Raw genomic sequence first — 18,117 nt, forward strand, 5'->3', positions numbered from 1 at the left:
GCTTTAACATGTCGAGAAGGGATAAGAAGGTTACTATACCTGTAGGTATTGGATATGGACTTGTTGATTTGATGGGGGGTGGAGCTTTTACTATTATCGGTACTTTCCTATTGTTTTTTTATACCACTTTCGCAGGATTGTCTCCTGTACAGGGTGCTTCTATTATTGCCATTGCACGTATCGTAGATGCAGTTGCAAGTTTGCTTATGGGAAGTATAACAGATAATTTTTATAAATCTAAATTAGGAAAGAAATTTGGAAGACGTCGTTTCTTCTTGCTCATAGGGGCACCTTTAATGGCTGATTATATATTACTATGGATAACAGGAATGAATTATTGGTTTTATCTAGGTACATATATAATGTTTGAAATTATTGCTTCTATGGTACTGATTCCATGGGAAACACTTCCTGCTGAAATGACAAAAGATTTTAATGACAGGACAAAGATATCAACATCAAGAATGTTTATTTCAGCTACAGGAACTTTTTTAGCAACATTTGTTCCAGGCCAGCTGATCAGATATTTTGGACAAACTAATGCATATGCATATTTTATTAATGGATTGATTTTTGCTATATTGTATGGTATTTGTATATTTATAGCATATAAAGTAACATGGGAGAGAGAAATAACACCTGCTATGAAGAAAGAGATGCTGCAGACTTCAAATGAAAATAAAGGATTCATCTATTTGATAAAAACAATTGTTAAAGTATCAGGCGATTATATATCTACCTTGAAAATAAAAAGTTTTAGAAAGCATCTTATTATATATCTTTTATCGTTTACGGCTAAGGATACGTTTAATGCCGTGTTTGTGTATTTCTGTGTATACGATTTGAAGGTCTCGGCTTCACTTGCTGCTAATTTGTTGTCTCTCAGTATTGTAGGTATACCTATGACTATTTTAGGCGGCTTTTTAATGATAAAAATTGGGCCTGCAAATTTATACAAGATGTCTTATTCGACTATGATCATCTGCTTATTGGCCTTTTATGAAGTATATGTATATGATGCAGGATCCAAAACTTTAATTTTATTTTTAATTGCTGCAGTATATCAAATGGGAAGAAGTTTGCTTGAATTTACTCCCTGGAATGTATTTCCGTTCATACCGGATGTAGATGAAATGGTTACAAGGCAGAGACGAGAGGGACTTTTTGCGGCAGTCATGACTTTTACAAGAAAGAGTAGTGTAGCTATAGCTACATTTGTTGTAGGAGTTATACTTCAATCTTCTGGATTCGTTAAAGGGAATACGGTGCAGCCGCCACAGGTAATGCATACAATTGCATATATACTTGTTATTGGATGTACTGTAATGCTCCTGTTATCCATAGTAATGGCATTTACATTCAAACTTAACAAACAAACACATCTTATATTGGTAAAAGAAATCGACCGTTTAAAAAACAATGGTTCTAAAACGGATGTTGAGCCAAAAACAAGAGAAGTTGTTGAGAATCTTACTGGATATAAATATGAAGATGTCTGGAAATAATACAAAGTTACAAACAAGTCATCCTTTAAAGGATGACTTGTTTAATAACCTTCTGATATATGATATACTTTTTATATAAATCAAAATAGATTTTTAAAGAGGTGCTTTACTTATGATAAGAAGGTTTGGAAAGTATGAGCCTGATATAGATGAAAGTTGTTTTGTAGCTGACAGTGCAGATATTATCGGAAAAGTTAAATTGTGTGAAGATGTGAATGTCTGGTTTGGAGCAGTAGTCAGGGGAGATTCAAATAATATATGCATAGGAAGAAAGACCAACGTACAGGATAACTGCACAATTCATGTTGACCCGCATAGTCCTGTACACATAGGAGAATGTGTAACTATAGGACATAATGCAGTAATTCACGGTTGTGAGATAGGAAATTCTACTTTGATAGGCATGGGTTCTATCGTGATGAATGGGGCGGTTATAGGGAGTAAAAGCATAATAGGTGCAGGAAGTATTGTAACTGAAAATAAAATAATACCTTCTGGAGTATTGTGTGTCGGAGCCCCTGCGAGAATTGTAAGAAAACTTACAGATGAAGAAAGATTAAAACTTGGAAGTGAAGCAGAGCATTATGTTGAGAATTCCAGAAGTTATGGTGATTTCAATATAAACAAATAGAATTGACTCCCCTAATTGGTTAGATAAAGATTTTAAGGGGGATTTTAAATGAACAAGGTTAAATTTTTCTATGATGTTATAAGTGCAGCCAGGGATAAAAAGAAGATCAGGGGCATGGTTAGCATGAAGGGAATAAAAAATAATCTTGAAGTATTTAACAATATGAATGTTATGTATAACGGATTTCATATTAGTGAGTATCCTGATATTAAATTGGGTAAAATGTCAACTGTTTTCAAGGTGTTGAAGAACATGGAAATTGAGCAAAGGCAGGATAAAAGTTATATGGTTTCCATGGATTTACACAGAATTTCCAGGGACATAAGAAAATTGATATTCAAAGTGATCGATGATAATTGCAGATATGGAAAAAACGGTGAAAGTGAATTCTTGAAAAAATTTCAGGAGAACGAAAATCTTCGGTTTGATGTAAAAATGGTTGTCAGCAGCAAGTATGAAGTTGAAAGTATTGTAAACAAAATACTTGATGTATCTTCCAATGAAGAAATTGATGTAAATTTCAAAATTGAATAGAGTGATTTTTATCACATAAGTGGTGAATTGTGCATAAATATAGTATAGCACTAATATTGGGAGATACAATATGCCGGTTTTAAGGATAGGTGATTCGGGAAATCAGGTAATGAGAATACAGTCGGTTTTAAAAAAACTGGGATATTATGAAGGAAATGTGGACGGAATATTTGGTGCACAGACGGAAAATGCCGTGAGAAAGTTTCAGATAAAAAATGGTCTTGTTCCTGATGGAATAGTAGGTGAAAATACCCGTAGGGTCATGGAAAGATTTATAGAGGGATTTGATAATTATACAATAAGACAAGGAGATACTCTCTATAATATAGCCAGGATGTATGGTACCCAGATAAATAGAATAATAATAGCCAATCCCCAGATACAGCCATTTGGAGTGATACCTGGAACTACAATAAAAGTTCCGTACAATATCGACATAGTAGATACAGATATAAATTATACCTATGATATAATGGAGAGCGATATCTTTGCATTAAAGGCACGATATCCATTTTTGAATATTGGTACTGCGGGAAAAAGTGTACTTGGAAGGGAACTTTACTATATAAGACTTGGAACAGGGTCCAATGAGGTTTTTTATAATGCATCCCATCATTCCTTGGAGTGGATAACAACGCTGCTCCTCATGAAATTTGCAGAGAATTTCCTGAAGGCATATACGGAAGAAAGTAATATAAGAGGATATGATATAGAAGATATATGGGAAAGGAGCAGTATATATATTGTTCCCATGGTAAATCCGGATGGAGTTGAACTGGTTCTGGGTGGGCTCACCAGAGAAAATCCATATTATGAAGACCTCATAAGATGGAACAATGGGAGTGAGAATTTTTCAAGAGACTGGCAGGCAAATAATAGGGGCGTAGATATAAACCACAATTATAATGCAGGCTGGCAGATTTCAAAAGATCTGGAGGAGTCATATGGAGTTTATGGTCCAGGTCCAACCAGATATTCTGGGCCATATCCAGTTTCAGAGCCTGAGACACAAGCTGTGGTGAATTTTACTAAAAAACACAATTTCAGACTTGCTCTGGCATATCACAGCCAGGGAGAGATTATATACTGGCAATATGACAACCTTACGCCTTCAGAGTCGAGAGCCATAGTGGAACAATTTGCAGATGTAAGTGGCTACACTCCGCAGGAGGCTGCTGGAATAACTTCATATTCAGGATATAAGGACTGGTTTATACAGGACTTTGGAAGACCAGGTTTTACCATTGAAGTCGGCAGGGGTGTAAATCCGCTTCCAATAAGCCAGTTCCCTGAAATATATGAAAATAATGAGGAACTTCTCGTTCTTGCGTCAATTGTATAATAAGTATGTATCCTATGAAAAAACACTATTCCAATGTATAAATACAGCATTGTCAGTAGTGTTTTTTATTTGTATATGTCAACTAGGAGACCACTTATATCATCTATGGTTGAGGCTATGTTCAAATTTTCTTTCTGTTCGTTCATTAGCATGCTTGTAAGTTCTTCAAGTTTATTGTCTATAGTTTCAACTGTAATAAAATATTGTGTCTGCCAGAAGCTTATATCCTTTTTTACACTGTACATATAATTCAATACGGATTTCAAATATTCCTTTATCATCTTTTTATAAACTCTGACATCCGAGTAACATTTGGTAATTGACAGCCTATTGCCTCTTTTTTTGATATCATCGAACATATTTTTCAACTGTTCTTCAGATTTCTTTTCCATCTGGGAATTGAAACTCTGTGAAAAATCTTTTTTTGTTTTTATATTTATATTTTTAGAGGAAGTAGTAGAAGATCTTCCTATTCTAGAAATTTCCATAAGACACCTCCCTTAGCCTGTTACATATATTATATAGGATATCAATATAAAAATATAGGTATTTTATATTAAAAAATATAATAATTATGAATAAGCTTTTATATACTATATATTGAGTTTTATTATTCCATATAGTATAATTTTATACAAATATACAGTAATTGAGATGTATAAGAATAGATTATATTCAAAAAATAACTCTAATAGAAAGAAAGCAGGGTGGTATTATGTGGCTTGATAAAAGCAGTCAAGAAGTAATAAATGAAGTGGGTTCGAATCTGCAGAACGGGTTGACTGGCCATGAGGCAGCTGAAAGGCTCGAAAAATTTGGACAGAACAGACTCAAGGACACGAAAAAAAAATCGACTTTTGGACTATTTTTTGAACAGGTAAATGATCCCCTTATATATGTATTGCTGGCAGCTGCACTTGTTTCGGCCTTTCTCAAGGAAATAAGCGATGCTGTAATCATAGGAATTATTATAGTACTCAATGCTGTCATAGGAATGCTTCAGGAGTCAAAAGCGGAAAAGGCACTTGAATCACTGAAAAAGCTCACAACACCAAAGGCTGTTGTGAAAAGGGATGGACAGCTTTTTGAGATTCCTTCCGAAAATATTGTAGTAGGTGATATAGTAATACTGGATGCAGGAAGATATGTACCATGTGATATCAGATTGTTAGAAACTGCAAGTCTGAAGATAGACGAATCTGCACTTACAGGAGAATCGGTACCATCTGAAAAATCGCCGGAAGCCATTTCAAATAGTGGGAATGTGGCACTTGGAGATCAGAAGAATATGGCATTTATGTCCACACTTGTAACTTACGGGAGAGGAACGGGTGTTGCTGTAGCTTCAGGTATGAATACCGAGATAGGAAGAATAGCAGGTATGCTTGAGAGTGATGAAAAAAATCTTACCCCTCTCCAGAAAAAACTTGCCAGGCTTGGGGTTGTGCTTGGTATAGCAGCTGTAGGAATATGTTTGCTTATATTTATAATAGGCATGATACAGGGAAGAGATCTATTCGAAATGCTTCTGACGGCTATAAGCCTGGCTGTTGCCGCCATACCTGAAGGCCTTCCTGCAATAGTCACCATAGTTCTCGCCATGGGTGTGCAGAGAATGATAAAGGAAAATGCCATTATAAGAAAGCTGCCTGCAGTTGAAACCCTGGGGGCTGTAAATATTATATGTTCCGACAAGACTGGTACTCTTACACAGAACAAAATGACGGTGACGAAATTTTATACAGACAATAAAACTCAAGATATATCCAGCCTGGATATAAACAATGTGTCCGAGAAAATACTTCTTGAAAATATGATGCTGTGCAATGATGCCACCTATACCGAGGATTCCAAAACAGGTGATCCAACTGAAATAGCCCTTCTGGAAGTAGGAGGCAGATTCAATATGTTCAAGGATGCTGAAGATAATCTGCATAAAAGGACACATGAAATACCTTTCGACTCTGAAAGAAAGTTGATGACTACTGTAAACAAATATGGAGATATAAAAAGAGTGATTACCAAAGGAGCGGTAGACAATCTTGTCAATATATGCAGTAGTGTTGTTTTAGAGGGAAAGATTGTTCCAATTACTGATGAAATAAAATCAAATATACTGTCTGCTTCAAATGACATGTCGGATGAGGCATTAAGAGTTCTTGCAACAGCTTTTAAAGACATTCAATCCCGGGAACATGCGGACATGGATTCCCTGGAAAATGATTTGACCTTTGTAGGACTTTATGGAATGATAGATCCTCCAAGGGAAAATGTAAAGAAGTCAATAGAAGAATGCAAATCTTCTGGTATAAGGACTGTAATGATAACAGGCGATCACAAGAATACGGCTTTTGCCATAGCTAAAGATCTCGGAATAGCAGAGGATGAATCACAGGCCATATTGGGAGCTGAATTTGACAGAATGAGCGAAGAGGACATATCCGGGAGTATAGATAATTTGCGGGTTTTTGCAAGGGTGTCTCCCGAGCACAAAGTAAAAATAGTAAAATCACTTCAGAAAAAGGGAAACATAGTTTCAATGACAGGCGATGGAGTAAATGATGCACCTTCACTGAAGGCTGCAGATATAGGAGTTGCAATGGGGATAACTGGAACAGATGTTGCAAAGGGCGCTTCGGATATGATACTTACAGACGATAATTTTTCTACTATTGTGTCTGCGGTAAAAGAAGGAAGGAACATATACAACAATATAAAAAAATCAATAAGTTTTCTACTTTCCTGTAATATAGGCGAAATAGTAGCACTTTTTATCGGCATAATTATTGGATGGCCTGCAATCTTAAGACCCATACATCTTCTGTGGATCAATCTTATAACAGACAGTCTTCCAGCTTTATCACTGGGAGTTGATTCTGGAGATCCCGATATAATGAAAGAAAAACCGAGGGATTCAGGAAAAGGACTTTTTTCAGGAAAGAATGGAATGATTCTTGTGCTGGATGGGTTTATAATCGGAATTACGACTCTTGTTGCTTTTCACGTAGGAACTGTGAGATATCCTGATTCTCTAATGCATGCACAGACCATGGCATTTGTAGTTCTGAGTGTATCCCAGTTGTTTTATACTCTGAGTATGAGACATCACAGCAAGTCAATATTTGAAGTCGGAATTTTTACAAACAAGTATTTGATAGGATCAATATTGATTGGAATACTTCTTCAGAATATAGTAATTTCCGTACCGGTTCTGTCATCCCTGTTCAAGGTATACAGACTTACCGTGAATGACTGGATTTTTGTAATTCTCCTTTCACTCATACCATTGATTTTAAATGAAATTTTCAAGATATTTAGAAGAAAATAGAGTTTACCTGAATTTGATCTTTATATTGCTTCTGTCACAGAAGATACTTCTATTACGCACTATTACATCACCCTGGTGATCTGTTCTCAAAACTATTACATTGTTTTTCAGCAGCCTTTTTATAACGGATGCATTTGGAGTTCTTCCATTGCTCGTTATAACGGCTGCTTTTGGTTTTATCATGCCTAGAAGCGTGCTGTCCGTGCTTGTATTGATGCCATGGTGTGGAACTTTCAAAATATCACATTCCTTTAATAAACCTGATTCAATCATGTCATTTTCTTCTCTCTTTTCACAGTCCCCTGCAAACAGATAGGATATACCGCCTATTTTGCCCTGAAGAACTATTGAATTGTTATTTTCATCTGAATTGGAATTTGATGTTTTTTTGTTCTTGATTACGGGTGCGATGGCTTTGAGATGCAATTTTGGAGAGTTTATACTCCAGCCCTTGTCTATATATTCCACAGGAATATTCAATTTTGAAAGTGATCTGGATAGAACATGTTTAATATCATTTTTATTGTTCGGAAGGTATATTCTGGATACTTCTACTGATTTGGCAATTTTAATCAGTCCACCATAATGATCATCATGGTAGTGAGTGATTATTATTCCATTTAATCTACCCACCTTGTTTAGATTTAGATACCGCAATATCCTTTTGGTATAATAAGCCTGACCGGTATCTATCAGATAGTTTTTATTACCTGTCTTTACGAGTATGCAGTCACTTTGACCCGTGTACAGGAAATGTACCTCCGGACCTCCAAGATTTGCATATGTTATGTTCCAGTTAAACATACTAATACACATAATTAATATAAAAGTGAATATAAATATTAGTCTGTTTTTCATTTGAAATGCCTCCAGTAATAAAAACTACTATTTTTATTTTATTAGTTTTGTACCTGATTTATCCTGAACTATGAGCTTTCTCTTCATGAGACCTCCGAGGGCATTTTTAAAATAATTTTTACTTTCATGAAATACTTCTTTTATTTCATCAGGTGAACTTTTGTCATTGTATTTCATAAATCCGCCGTTATCCTTCAAATATTTGAGTATAGTATCTTCAAGTGAAAGTCTTTCCCTTGAAGGTCTCTGTCTTGTAGAAAGCACAGGTTTCCCATCATCATAAAACTTCTTGATTCTGAGATTTATTTTTTGTCCTGGAACTAGTTCCGTAAAATATTCATTTTTTAAAATGATTCCCCTGTATTTATTGTCTATTGCAATCATGGCATTTCCATTTTTCTGGAACCCATATATTATACCGGAGATTTCATCGCCAATTTTATAACCACTTTCTGCATCCATGTTGATCAGATATTTGTCAATATTGGTTGTAGCTGCCAGTCTGCCAGTCTTGTCAACATATATATAGAAAAGATAATGAGCCTCAGGAATCAATTTGTATTTCTGTTCTGCCATAGGTACAAATACATCTCTTTCAAGACCTATATCTATAAAACTTCCGAAACTGGCATTGGAAACTACTTTCAAATAGGCTATATCCTCTACTTTTGCAAGCGGAGTTTTCATTGTAGCTATCAATCTGTCCTTTGAATCCCTGTATATAAATGAATGAATTTCATCTCCAATTTTAATTTCATCTTTTAATATACTTCCATTTGGAAGAAGTATATCATCGTCTGTATTTCCTGTATTGGCATCAAGGTAATAGCCAAAGGATGCTTTTCTGACTATCGTTAAATCGTTAAATTCTCCTAATCTTATCAATGTTATTTCTCCTTCAAATTGTATTTTATAATTGTTCTAAAACAATTATATAGCAATAATCAAGGGAATCATATATTTATTTTTCAAAATTGGTCTTTCTAGAGGAACCTTCTATGCTTATATTGACTTCCACCTCGAGGGAACTTTGTTCGAGGGGATTCTGAATTTTGATTCTTGGATATTTTCTTTCAAAGCACTGTTGTATGTGGAATATATCCATTTTCTTCAGCTTGTATTTTTCAAATACATTGTGGCAGCTGTCTCTGATATTTTTTTCAGCTTCCTGCTTCAATTTTGTTACAGTTGCGTCGTCCATGAGAAACTGGTTTTCAGCTTCTGCTACGGATGTTTTGATGTTTATTATCTTTTTTACCAATATGTTTTTATTATTATTGTAGTAAATCTTGGTATGAGTTTTGCTCCTTAGTATTTCAAGGGTTATATAATTGTCAGGTATAGTTGGATTGGTTACTTCCAATGACCCTCCATTTATATCGTCTACAAGAAAATTGTATCCCAGACCATCCTGCTTTTTTAGAATATCTACAAGCTTGCAATCTTTTATTATTGCTCCTCCGTTAAGTGCCAATTTGGGTTCGGGCTGGTCTGATTTCAACTCTATCATGGTCAATACGGAAGTATGCTGTTGTGTGTATATACTGTTTAGAAAATCATTTAATGTAGCTGTTACAGACCTTGAAGATGCAGGTATATTTCTTATTACATCATTTATAAAGACACCTATGTATTCCTGTTCCTTCAACTTTGTATTTATGAATTTTTCGGGATCTCCTTTCAAAATAGCTATATAACTTCTCAGTACAAATTCCTGATCCCTTGAAAATATATCTATAAAATCACACATGTTTTTTTGGGCGGCATTTTCAGTAAATATTATTGCCCTTGTCTGGGTATAGTTCAATTTATAGCTTGATGACAGATCTATATCCCTCAGGGTTTCAAATATTGTCTTTCTCGATCCCCTGAACAATATTCTCTGTCCGCCGCCCACAGTTCCTGAAGGCGTCTTTTCAGGTTTGAAACTTTCTACGTAGACCACTGGATTTCCACAATGGTCTGTGTCGATTACAACGGCAGTCGCAAATAATTGTTTGTCAAGATCATTATAGTTGAAGCATCCAACCAGGAATATATTGCAAACTATGAAAAATAAACAGAGCATTTTTTTCATGTTTTATCATCTCCGTTTAGGTTGTTGTTGGAAATAGTATTCAAATCGTTTCTGTATAAAATATCATTGTACTTTAGCTGCTTGCCTGTTCCAAGAGGAAGAAGGAAAGGATATCCGCAGCTGTCCAGAGAGGCCAGGTGGGATATCAGCATAAACAGACCCATAAAAAATCCCATTATTCCTATAAGTGAAGATGAAAATAGTATGATTACACACCATACGAGCATTCCGCCATACAATTTGGGAACCAGGAATGAGCATATTGAAGCCAGGGCTATTATTATTACTGTAGACTGGGAGGTAAGGCCTGCACTTACAGCTGATTGGCCAAGTATCAATGCTCCGACTATGCTCATGGATTGACCTATTGGCTGAGGCAGACGTATTCCGGCTTCCCTTAGAAGTTGAAAGAAAAACAGCATTATGAATACTTCCAATATTGTGGGAAATGGTACATAAGCTCTGGAAACAGCAAGCCTGAATGTGAATTCTATTGGTATGAGTGAAAAATGATAAGTCGTGAGAGCAACATACAATCCCGGCAGAAGTATACTGATTCCAAAGGCAATAAACCGTATTATCCTTATTATATTGGCATATATTTTATTCAGATAATAGTCATCGGGAACTTGAAAGTTCTCTATGAAAAAATAGGGTGCGGTTATGCAGAAAGGAGTACCGTCTACAAGTATGGCTGCTCTTCCCTGAAGTATCTTTGATGATGTGACGTCGGCCTTTTCACTGTAGTCAACAGTATCAAAAGGTGTTTTTTTGCTTTTTAGTTGCTCTTCTATATAATTTGAATCAAGTACGAAGTTTACATCCATATTCTTAATCGTGGCCTCCAGTCTGGATATAAGACTTTCAGGGGCTTTGTTTTCCATGTATATGAGAGCTGTGATTGTGTTGCTGTCCTTTCCTATATTAAAGAATTTTACTTTGAGTTCCGGGTTCTTTATCCTTCGCCTTATAAGTGAAATATTGTCCATGATGGACTCGTTGAATCCTTCCTTTGGTCCTTTTAATACAGCTTCTGTTATAGGTATCTCTATACCTCGTTTTGAGAATCCCTTTGCTTCACAAAAGAGTGCATTTTCCATATTATCAAATATTATTACCACATCTCCGGACAAAATATGTATGATGGCATCATCCTTTGATTTTACATCTCCTATTGAATTTCCGTATAGAACCTTTTCCTTTATTATATTTGAATTTATGGTTTTTTTATCCATCCTCATAAGGGGAGCAATCAAGTATTCACTTATGAATTTGGAATTGCATAAATTGTCTATGAACAGCAGATATATATTCCCGCATATGGAATTTATGGTACGTTTCTTGAAATCTGAGCTGTTTTTTAATTTGTCGCAGATATAGTTTAAATAATCATTCATAAATAATCACCCATAGTTAGTGTTTCTATTTAATTTGGATAACATTCATCTTTTGGTCAATAATATTATTGTAAACATTAGATATGATTTGGAATGGAGAAATTTTATGGATAAGTTGAATTTTAAGCATATATTCTTTTTGATATGTGCAGTTTCCATAGCCTCCCAGAAGACTTATCCTGAAATATTCATTAATCTTTCAGGAAGGGACAGCTGGGTGGCTGATATAGCAGCCTGTGTAATAATGATCCTATATTTTGATTATATAGTAAATATATGGGTCAAAAACAAATGTAAAAGTATAATTGATGTATTTGACGGGGCATTTGGAAAACTTCTGGGAAGATGTTTGCTGGCAATATTTGTATTGGGAATGTTCCTGTCACTGGTGGAATCGGCATCGGTAGAATCCAGTGTCATGCATACCAACATGTTTATAGAAAGCCCAGTATGGTACATAGCACTATTTGTAGTGCTTCCGGGCCTATATATTGTAAAAAATGGAAAACAGTCTGTAATGATTGTAATAATAATTTCCATGGTGATATCCGTATTTAACGGAATCAATTTATCAATACTCACACAACAGTATAAAGATTACAGGAGGCTGTTTCCAATTTTCCAAAATGGATTGAATATTAACTTTTTTACATCCATAGTAAAGACTGTAGGAATGTATTCATCAATTTCCATTGTTATTCCACTTTTATCCCAGTTAAAAACAGATAAAAAACTGAGAAAGTATGCATTCCTTTCAAATTTATTTATAGCACAGATGGTTATAGTGTCTACAATTGGGCTGCTTGCGACTTTTAATTCCGAAAGAGCCAGTACACTTGTATATGGAAAATTGATTCAGACACAGCTTGTAACCTATTTTGGATTTATTGCCAGCGGAGAATTTTATGTAATATTTCAGACTATAGCCTCCTGGTTTGCAAAATATATAGCATCATTTTTTTCAATCATGGTTATATTGAAGGAACTGAGGCCGGGATATAAACTTCCGTCACTTAAAATTCAAATTGTATTGACTCTCATAGTGTACATAATTTCGTATTTTTCAGCCAGAAAGCTCCTGGTTCTATTTAAACTTCTGAACATATATATTTATATATGCATTGTTCTATTCTTCATACTTCCAATCGCAGCCTTCACCATCTTTAATTTTAAGAACAAAGTCAGGAATTGAAAGGTTCTATTTTACAGCCGATGTCAATGGGTTTTGAATAGTAGACAGAAGTAGTTACAATGGCATCAGCTCCTGATTCAGCATAATCTTCAATGTTGGTTTCATTTATTCCGCCGGCAGCCAGTATGATTACGGATGGATTTATGCTTTTAAGTGCGGCTACATATGTTTTCAAAATTTCTGAAGGAATCTTGTCGAATTGGATTCCATCAATGCCGTTTTTACAGAGTGTAATTGCATTATCAAGCGTTTCAACTTCTGCAAGTATCTTTTTTTCACAGGCTTTGTGCTTTATTTCAGGAAGAAGTTTGATCAGCCCATCTATACCGCTTAGAAAGTTCATATGCTGTTTGAAAATCAGTATGGTTTCCGACAATCCCAGCCTGTGTGGAAATCCTCCCCCTGATATAACTGCCTTTATGGACAGCTCTTTTGTTCCGGGTATATTTTTCCTCGTTGTCAATATGGATATATCAGGATTTACTTTCGAAGCCCTTTGGAGCAGCCTGTTTGTCTTTGTAGCTATTCCGGAGCTGTAGTCGATAATATTCTGACATATCTTCCAGGCTGTATGCAGGTTTTCAGCGCTTCCCCTGCCTTCGAGAAATATTTCATCCTTTTTTATAGGGCTTCCGGAAGGTTTTGCTGCTATTACCTCTATGTTTAACCTGTCGAATATTCGTGTGCATTCTTCAGTACCGCATAATACGGCATCTTCTCTGGAAAAAAACCGTATGGAACCAGTTATATTTCCGATTCCAAGAATCAAGGTAGTCAGGTCCATATAAGGTGAATCTTCTTTAATTAATTTTTCTATTAGTTCATCTGAAATATACATTTTTACATACCTCCATTAAAGCTATTATATTAGATTTATCTGAATTTGATAATGGTAATATTCATAAAAAATATATTTTTTGCAGATAATATGCCAAAGGGGTGGATAATATGAAAAAACGTAAAAATGCATTTGAAAAACTTATGTCACTTATTACATATAAAGAAAAAAAGAAAGTCAGGGAGTTTGTCATACCTGAGGTAAATGAAAAGGATGAAAAGACTGCAGAGAACAATTGCAGTGGTCCGGATTCCGATGTAAATATGAACAGATTTGATGATGAGAATTATGTAAAATTAAGTGATGGAGATAAAATACCGGATGGTATTGAGAAAAATGTGCAGCTTATGGAAAAGATATTATATTGTCCTAAAAACAAGGGCATAAATATAAAAAGAATTAGAATTGGAGATAAATACAATGGAATTATGGTATATCTGAGAGGAATGGTAGACAATACTATGATAGATACCTTTATAATGAGGCCGCTTTTGAGTTATAGAATTGACGATAAAAAAAATTGTCATATTCACAATAATGGCAGTGACAATGAGATAGATTTCATATTTGATCAGGTAATACAAACCAGCAGAAATAAAAAATGCAACAATGTAAAAAATATCGTGGATGAAATCCTGGAGGGAAATACAGCTCTTTACATAGATGGGGCAAGCAATTACCTGATATGTTATACCAAAGGATTTGAAAAGAGAAATGTGGATAAACCTCAGATTGAAGGAGCTGTAAAAGCCTCCCAGGAAGCATTCAATGAAGATCTGGATACCAACATAACCCTAATAAGAAGAATTATAAAGAACAGGAATTTGATAAGTGAAAAATTGAGAATTGGCAAGAACAATAATATTGACTGTGCAGTAATGTATATGGAAGGAATAGTGAATCCTGCCATAGTAGATGAAGTGAAAAGGAGGATCAACAGCATAGACACAGATGCCATACTTGGAAGCGGTATGCTGGAGCAGTATATTGAGGACAACAGCTGGTCTATTGTACCAACTGTACTCTCTACGGAAAGACCGGACAGAACAGCACACTATATTATGGAGGGCAAGGTGGCAATTATAAGTTTTGCCACTCCTTTTGCAATAATTGTACCAAGTACATTTTCACTGATGTTTCATACCGCAGAAGATGATTTTTTGAAATGGCAGTATACCCTGTTCTTGAGAATTATAAGGATAATGGGAATGTTTGTAGCTGTAATGTTTCCAGGGCTTTATATATCCATTGTGAATTTTCATCAGGAAATGATACCTACCTCTATTCTCATTGCCATTGCAACTGCAAGAGAGGACGTACCATTCCCGACTATTCTGGAGATATTTTTTATGGAAGCGGCTTTTGGGCTGATAACGGAAGCAGGGGTCAGAATACCAGGTATCATAGGAAATACAATTGGAATAGTAGGTGCTCTCATACTTGGCCAGGCAGCTGTTGAAGCAAGTATAATAAGTCCCGTGCTCATAATAGTTGTTGCATTTACAATACTGGGCAATTATTCCATACCGGATTTCAGTCTCAGCTATGGAGTCAGGATATTCAGGGTTATTTTTATAGTACTTGGGGCCATGCTTGGTTTTTTGGGTATATCAATTGGAATAGTAGTGACTGCTACAATGCTTGTAAGCCTGAAGTCATTCGGAGTGCCATTTTTATCGATTATGGCACCTAAAACCAGAAAAGCCAGTGATACTGTTTTGAGCAAACCATTGTGGAGGCAGGAAATGAGGCCGGATCCTATAAATCCTTTGAACTTGAGAAAACAACCTAAAATATCTAAAAAATGGACCAAGGAAGATGCAGATTATAATGAGGATAAATTATGATTAGGGAAGGCAATATAGGATTATATGAAACTGTATGTATTGTCATGATTTTTCTTTTGGATAAAATATTCTACACGAGTACGGCTGTAATAGTCTATAAGTTTGGTACAGCTGCATGGTACTGTACGGTTATGTCCTGTATTTTAAGTATTCTGTTTTTCCTGATCATATGTATTCTCATGAGAAAATTTCCCGGGCATAATATTATAGAAATATTTGAGCTGGTATTGGGAAAATTTATCGGGAAAATCACAGGAATTGCATTTTGTATATACTTTACTTTCTATACAAGTGCCAACTTGAGGGAGTTTGTAGACATGATAAAGAGCTATAACCTTCCGCGGACGCCAGCAAGTCTTATAATAATAATTATTCTGATTCTGACAGCTGTAATTGTATGTCTTGGATTTGAAACAATAGGAAGATTATGTGCAGTTGTATTTTTACCGGTAATATTTGGAATTGTAATTATATTCTTGATGGCTTCACCAAATTATAATATGAGCAATCTTGCACCCTATCTGGGATATGGAATATTGAATACATTAAAGGGCGCAGTGGTGAGAAGTTCTGCATACAGTGAAGTAGTAATATTGTTTTTTATTGTAAATTCCATACATGGAATTGATATTGTAAAAAGGGCGGGAATTATAAGTCTTGTCCTGGCTGGAACAATATTTGGGCTTACAACCCTATGTTATTTGATGACATTTACCTATGGTGCGGGGAGTGAAAACATATCGGGATTGTTTGAACTCAGCAGGGTAATTTATTTCAGCCGTTTTATTGAAAGGGTGGAATCCTTATTTCTTGTAACCTGGATTGTTCCAACTATACTGAATACAGCAGTAGGTTTTTACATGGCTGTTAGTATATATTGCCAGGTGTTTGATATAAAGAATCACATACCGCCTACAGTATCATTTCTCATTTTGCTCTTTGTAGGGGCTGTACTCCCTGAAAATTTCTCACAGCTTCTTGAGTTGGAACTTGTGTTTATAAGAGAGTACAGTTTTATATTGAATTATTTGATACCGGTATTTGTCCTAATAGTATCCATTGTCATGAAAAAGGGAGGTAGGAAGTCAGATGTACAGAAAAATTAGTATCTTTACAGTGCTTGTTTTTATGACGGCCTTTTTTTTGACAGGATGCTATGACTCCATGGAAATTGACCATAAAGTATATCCAATATTAATTGGAATAGACAAAGGAGTGAATAATAAACTATTTATAACTTTTCAGTACCCCGGCTATGGAAGGGGAGTGCAAAATGCTGGCCCCAGTCAGGAAAATTCAAGAGGAAATGTGAGTTCAATAGAGGCGCCCAGTATTATAGAAGCTTGTGATTTATTGAATACGGAGGTTTCAAGGGAGGTAACACTACAGCATGTCAAGGCCTTCGTGTTTTCAGAAGATATTGCGGAACAGGGAATAGGTGAATATATTGCCGCTATACAGAGGTACAGGGAGATAAGAAGCACTGTAAGCATAATGGTTACAAGGGGAAAAGCGGAAGATTTTATAAAAGTCAATAGATCCAGCATAGGGCCAAGTATTTCAAAAATGATGGAATTGATATTGTCCCAGTCCCGAAATACCAGCTATTTCCCGGAGGAAAGATTTTTTGAATTCTATAGAAATGCCATTTCAACTTATGAGCAGCCTATAGCAGCTTATGCAGGGGTAAATGATTTTCACCAGGTTCAGGATAGAGGACCCGGGAAAGGTGGTTCTTCAGTGGTACCAGCCAAGGGATTCAAGGCTGGAGATGTACCTATAAAAAATACAAATGGGAGGCAGATTGCGGGTACTGCAGTATTTGACGGTGACAAAATGGTAGGATATCTGGATACTTATGAAACAAGATATTACCTTATGGTAACAGGAAGATTCAAGTCAGGCATTATTACAGTTGATGATCCCAGAAAAAAAAATCATCCAATAGTAACATATGTTGTGATGAACAAGAGACCTGTAGTGAAGGCGGAATTTCAAAATGGTAAACCTGTAATAAATGTGAACTTGGAAATTGAAGCGGATATTGAGTCGATACACAGCAGAATCAACTATGAAAGAATCAATATGGTAGGAGACCTGAACAATTATATAAGTCAGTTTATTCTGGATGGAATCTGCAATACCATAAAGAAAACGCAGATAAAATACAATACGGATATATTTGGATTCGGCCATGCAGTCTCGAAAAATTTTAAAACCATACAGGAGTGGGAGGATTACAATTGGCTTAGTCACTATAAGGAAGCCAAAATAAATGTGAATCTCGACTTCAAAATCAGAAAGATGGGAACCAAGATAGGTTCCAAGGAGATCTGGGATTCGAAGGGAAGGACTACAAAGTGAGATATATAATTTCATTGTTGATTATAGCTGCAAATTACTATACCTTCAGCTATGGTGTATTTATGTACAAAAATGAAGGCAACAGACTTGGAGCCTTTGGGGCATATGCAATTTCCATAATTGTATCAATTATATCAATCATAATTTTATTTGTAAGATGGTAGAAATTTATGAGTTGTTATTCTCATACAATTCTCTATAATG

The 18,117-nt window shown here is 35.5% G+C and carries 16 protein-coding genes; 10 read left to right on the forward strand and 6 right to left on the reverse strand.

Annotation, left to right across the window (positions count from 1 at the left end; translation table 11 throughout):
* The first annotated feature begins 8 nt into the window (after positions 1 to 8).
* The 4 genes from LKE46_RS17100 to LKE46_RS17115 all read left to right on the forward strand — a co-directional run bounded on the left by LKE46_RS17100 (position 9) and on the right by LKE46_RS17115 (position 4,012).
* Positions 9 to 1,505: an MFS transporter gene (locus tag LKE46_RS17100; RefSeq protein WP_291725256.1), complete on the forward strand. Its 1,497-nt coding sequence runs from the start codon at positions 9 to 11 to the stop codon at positions 1,503 to 1,505.
* Between the two features lie 112 nt (positions 1,506 to 1,617).
* Positions 1,618 to 2,136: a gamma carbonic anhydrase family protein gene (locus tag LKE46_RS17105; RefSeq protein WP_291725259.1), complete on the forward strand. Its 519-nt coding sequence runs from the start codon at positions 1,618 to 1,620 to the stop codon at positions 2,134 to 2,136.
* A gap of 48 nt (positions 2,137 to 2,184) precedes the next feature.
* Positions 2,185 to 2,670 (forward strand): hypothetical protein, encoded by a 486-nt coding sequence (locus LKE46_RS17110; RefSeq protein WP_291725262.1) that lies wholly within the window; start codon positions 2,185 to 2,187, stop codon positions 2,668 to 2,670.
* Positions 2,671 to 2,740: 70 nt separating this feature from the next.
* Entirely contained in the window at positions 2,741 to 4,012 is a 1,272-nt protein-coding gene (locus LKE46_RS17115) for a M14 family metallopeptidase (protein ID WP_291725264.1), read from the forward strand.
* Between the two features lie 65 nt (positions 4,013 to 4,077).
* On the opposite strand, the gene LKE46_RS17120 is transcribed toward LKE46_RS17115, so the two are convergent.
* Positions 4,078 to 4,500 carry a YaaR family protein gene (locus tag LKE46_RS17120; RefSeq protein ID WP_291725267.1) on the reverse strand — a complete coding sequence of 141 codons (423 nt, stop codon included), beginning with the start codon at positions 4,498 to 4,500 and terminating at the stop codon, positions 4,078 to 4,080.
* Between the two features lie 227 nt (positions 4,501 to 4,727).
* Between LKE46_RS17120 and LKE46_RS17125 the strand changes: the two genes are divergently transcribed.
* Positions 4,728 to 7,340, forward strand: a complete 2,613-nt coding sequence (locus LKE46_RS17125; protein ID WP_291725270.1) for a calcium-translocating P-type ATPase, PMCA-type — start codon at positions 4,728 to 4,730, stop codon at positions 7,338 to 7,340.
* Positions 7,341 to 7,343: 3 nt separating this feature from the next.
* On the opposite strand, the gene LKE46_RS17130 is transcribed toward LKE46_RS17125, so the two are convergent.
* The 4 genes from LKE46_RS17130 to LKE46_RS17145 all read right to left on the reverse strand — a co-directional run bounded on the left by LKE46_RS17130 (position 7,344) and on the right by LKE46_RS17145 (position 11,672).
* Entirely contained in the window at positions 7,344 to 8,198 is an 855-nt protein-coding gene (locus LKE46_RS17130) for a ComEC/Rec2 family competence protein (RefSeq protein ID WP_291725273.1), read from the reverse strand.
* Between the two features lie 33 nt (positions 8,199 to 8,231).
* Positions 8,232 to 9,083, reverse strand: a complete 852-nt coding sequence (locus LKE46_RS17135; protein ID WP_291725276.1) for a CvfB family protein — start codon at positions 9,081 to 9,083, stop codon at positions 8,232 to 8,234.
* 76 nt (positions 9,084 to 9,159) lie between these two features.
* Positions 9,160 to 10,275 carry a Ger(x)C family spore germination protein gene (locus tag LKE46_RS17140; protein WP_291725278.1) on the reverse strand — a complete coding sequence of 372 codons (1,116 nt, stop codon included), beginning with the start codon at positions 10,273 to 10,275 and terminating at the stop codon, positions 9,160 to 9,162.
* On the reverse strand, positions 10,272 to 11,672 hold the full coding sequence (locus tag LKE46_RS17145; protein ID WP_291725280.1) for a spore germination protein: 1,401 nt from the start codon (positions 11,670 to 11,672) through the stop codon (positions 10,272 to 10,274). The genes LKE46_RS17140 and LKE46_RS17145 overlap by 4 nt, the downstream gene beginning before the upstream one ends.
* Positions 11,673 to 11,778: 106 nt before the next feature.
* Here LKE46_RS17145 and LKE46_RS17150 point away from each other — a divergent pair, with 106 nt between their 5' ends.
* Positions 11,779 to 12,864 (forward strand): endospore germination permease, encoded by a 1,086-nt coding sequence (locus LKE46_RS17150; RefSeq protein ID WP_291725283.1) that lies wholly within the window; start codon positions 11,779 to 11,781, stop codon positions 12,862 to 12,864.
* On the opposite strand, the gene modD is transcribed toward LKE46_RS17150, so the two are convergent.
* Positions 12,854 to 13,702: a ModD protein gene (gene modD / locus LKE46_RS17155; RefSeq protein ID WP_291725285.1), complete on the reverse strand. Its 849-nt coding sequence runs from the start codon at positions 13,700 to 13,702 to the stop codon at positions 12,854 to 12,856. The two genes, LKE46_RS17150 and modD, sit on opposite strands and share 11 nt — an antisense overlap.
* 110 nt (positions 13,703 to 13,812) lie before the next feature.
* Here modD and LKE46_RS17160 point away from each other — a divergent pair, with 110 nt between their 5' ends.
* Genes LKE46_RS17160 through LKE46_RS17175 form a run of 4 tightly spaced genes read left to right on the forward strand, consistent with a single transcriptional unit; the run spans position 13,813 to position 18,077 of the window.
* Positions 13,813 to 15,549, forward strand: a complete 1,737-nt coding sequence (locus LKE46_RS17160) for a spore germination protein (RefSeq protein WP_291725286.1) — start codon at positions 13,813 to 13,815, stop codon at positions 15,547 to 15,549.
* The gene (locus LKE46_RS17165) at positions 15,546 to 16,655 is read left to right on the forward strand and encodes a GerAB/ArcD/ProY family transporter (protein ID WP_291725288.1); all 1,110 of its coding nucleotides are present in this window, start codon (positions 15,546 to 15,548) and stop codon (positions 16,653 to 16,655) included. Before LKE46_RS17160 ends, LKE46_RS17165 begins: the two co-directional genes overlap by 4 nt.
* Positions 16,639 to 17,913, forward strand: a complete 1,275-nt coding sequence (locus LKE46_RS17170) for a Ger(x)C family spore germination protein (RefSeq protein ID WP_291725290.1) — start codon at positions 16,639 to 16,641, stop codon at positions 17,911 to 17,913. The genes LKE46_RS17165 and LKE46_RS17170 overlap by 17 nt, the downstream gene beginning before the upstream one ends.
* Positions 17,910 to 18,077 (forward strand): hypothetical protein, encoded by a 168-nt coding sequence (locus LKE46_RS17175; RefSeq protein ID WP_291725292.1) that lies wholly within the window; start codon positions 17,910 to 17,912, stop codon positions 18,075 to 18,077. Before LKE46_RS17170 ends, LKE46_RS17175 begins: the two co-directional genes overlap by 4 nt.
* Positions 18,078 to 18,117 lie beyond the last annotated feature (40 nt).

It is taken from the genome of Clostridium sp., from assembly GCF_022482905.1.
Lineage (GTDB): Bacteria > Bacillota > Clostridia > Clostridiales > Clostridiaceae > Clostridium_B.

Excerpts from the sequence above, each read along its gene's own strand:
- LKE46_RS17100 (WP_291725256.1), top strand. The coding sequence starts at position 9 with ATGTCGAGAAGGGATAAGAAGGTTACTATACCTGTAGGTATTGGATAT.
- LKE46_RS17105 (WP_291725259.1), top strand. The coding sequence starts at position 1,618 with ATGATAAGAAGGTTTGGAAAGTATGAGCCTGATATAGATGAAAGTTGT.
- LKE46_RS17110 (WP_291725262.1), top strand. The coding sequence starts at position 2,185 with ATGAACAAGGTTAAATTTTTCTATGATGTTATAAGTGCAGCCAGGGAT.
- LKE46_RS17115 (WP_291725264.1), top strand. The coding sequence starts at position 2,741 with ATGCCGGTTTTAAGGATAGGTGATTCGGGAAATCAGGTAATGAGAATA.
- LKE46_RS17120 (WP_291725267.1), bottom strand. The coding sequence starts at position 4,500 with ATGGAAATTTCTAGAATAGGAAGATCTTCTACTACTTCCTCTAAAAAT.
- LKE46_RS17125 (WP_291725270.1), top strand. The coding sequence starts at position 4,728 with ATGTGGCTTGATAAAAGCAGTCAAGAAGTAATAAATGAAGTGGGTTCG.
- LKE46_RS17130 (WP_291725273.1), bottom strand. The coding sequence starts at position 8,198 with ATGAAAAACAGACTAATATTTATATTCACTTTTATATTAATTATGTGT.
- LKE46_RS17140 (WP_291725278.1), bottom strand. The coding sequence starts at position 10,275 with ATGAAAAAAATGCTCTGTTTATTTTTCATAGTTTGCAATATATTCCTG.
- LKE46_RS17145 (WP_291725280.1), bottom strand. The coding sequence starts at position 11,672 with ATGAATGATTATTTAAACTATATCTGCGACAAATTAAAAAACAGCTCA.
- LKE46_RS17150 (WP_291725283.1), top strand. The coding sequence starts at position 11,779 with ATGGATAAGTTGAATTTTAAGCATATATTCTTTTTGATATGTGCAGTT.
- modD (WP_291725285.1), bottom strand. The coding sequence starts at position 13,702 with ATGTATATTTCAGATGAACTAATAGAAAAATTAATTAAAGAAGATTCA.
- LKE46_RS17160 (WP_291725286.1), top strand. The coding sequence starts at position 13,813 with ATGAAAAAACGTAAAAATGCATTTGAAAAACTTATGTCACTTATTACA.
- LKE46_RS17165 (WP_291725288.1), top strand. The coding sequence starts at position 15,546 with ATGATTAGGGAAGGCAATATAGGATTATATGAAACTGTATGTATTGTC.
- LKE46_RS17170 (WP_291725290.1), top strand. The coding sequence starts at position 16,639 with ATGTACAGAAAAATTAGTATCTTTACAGTGCTTGTTTTTATGACGGCC.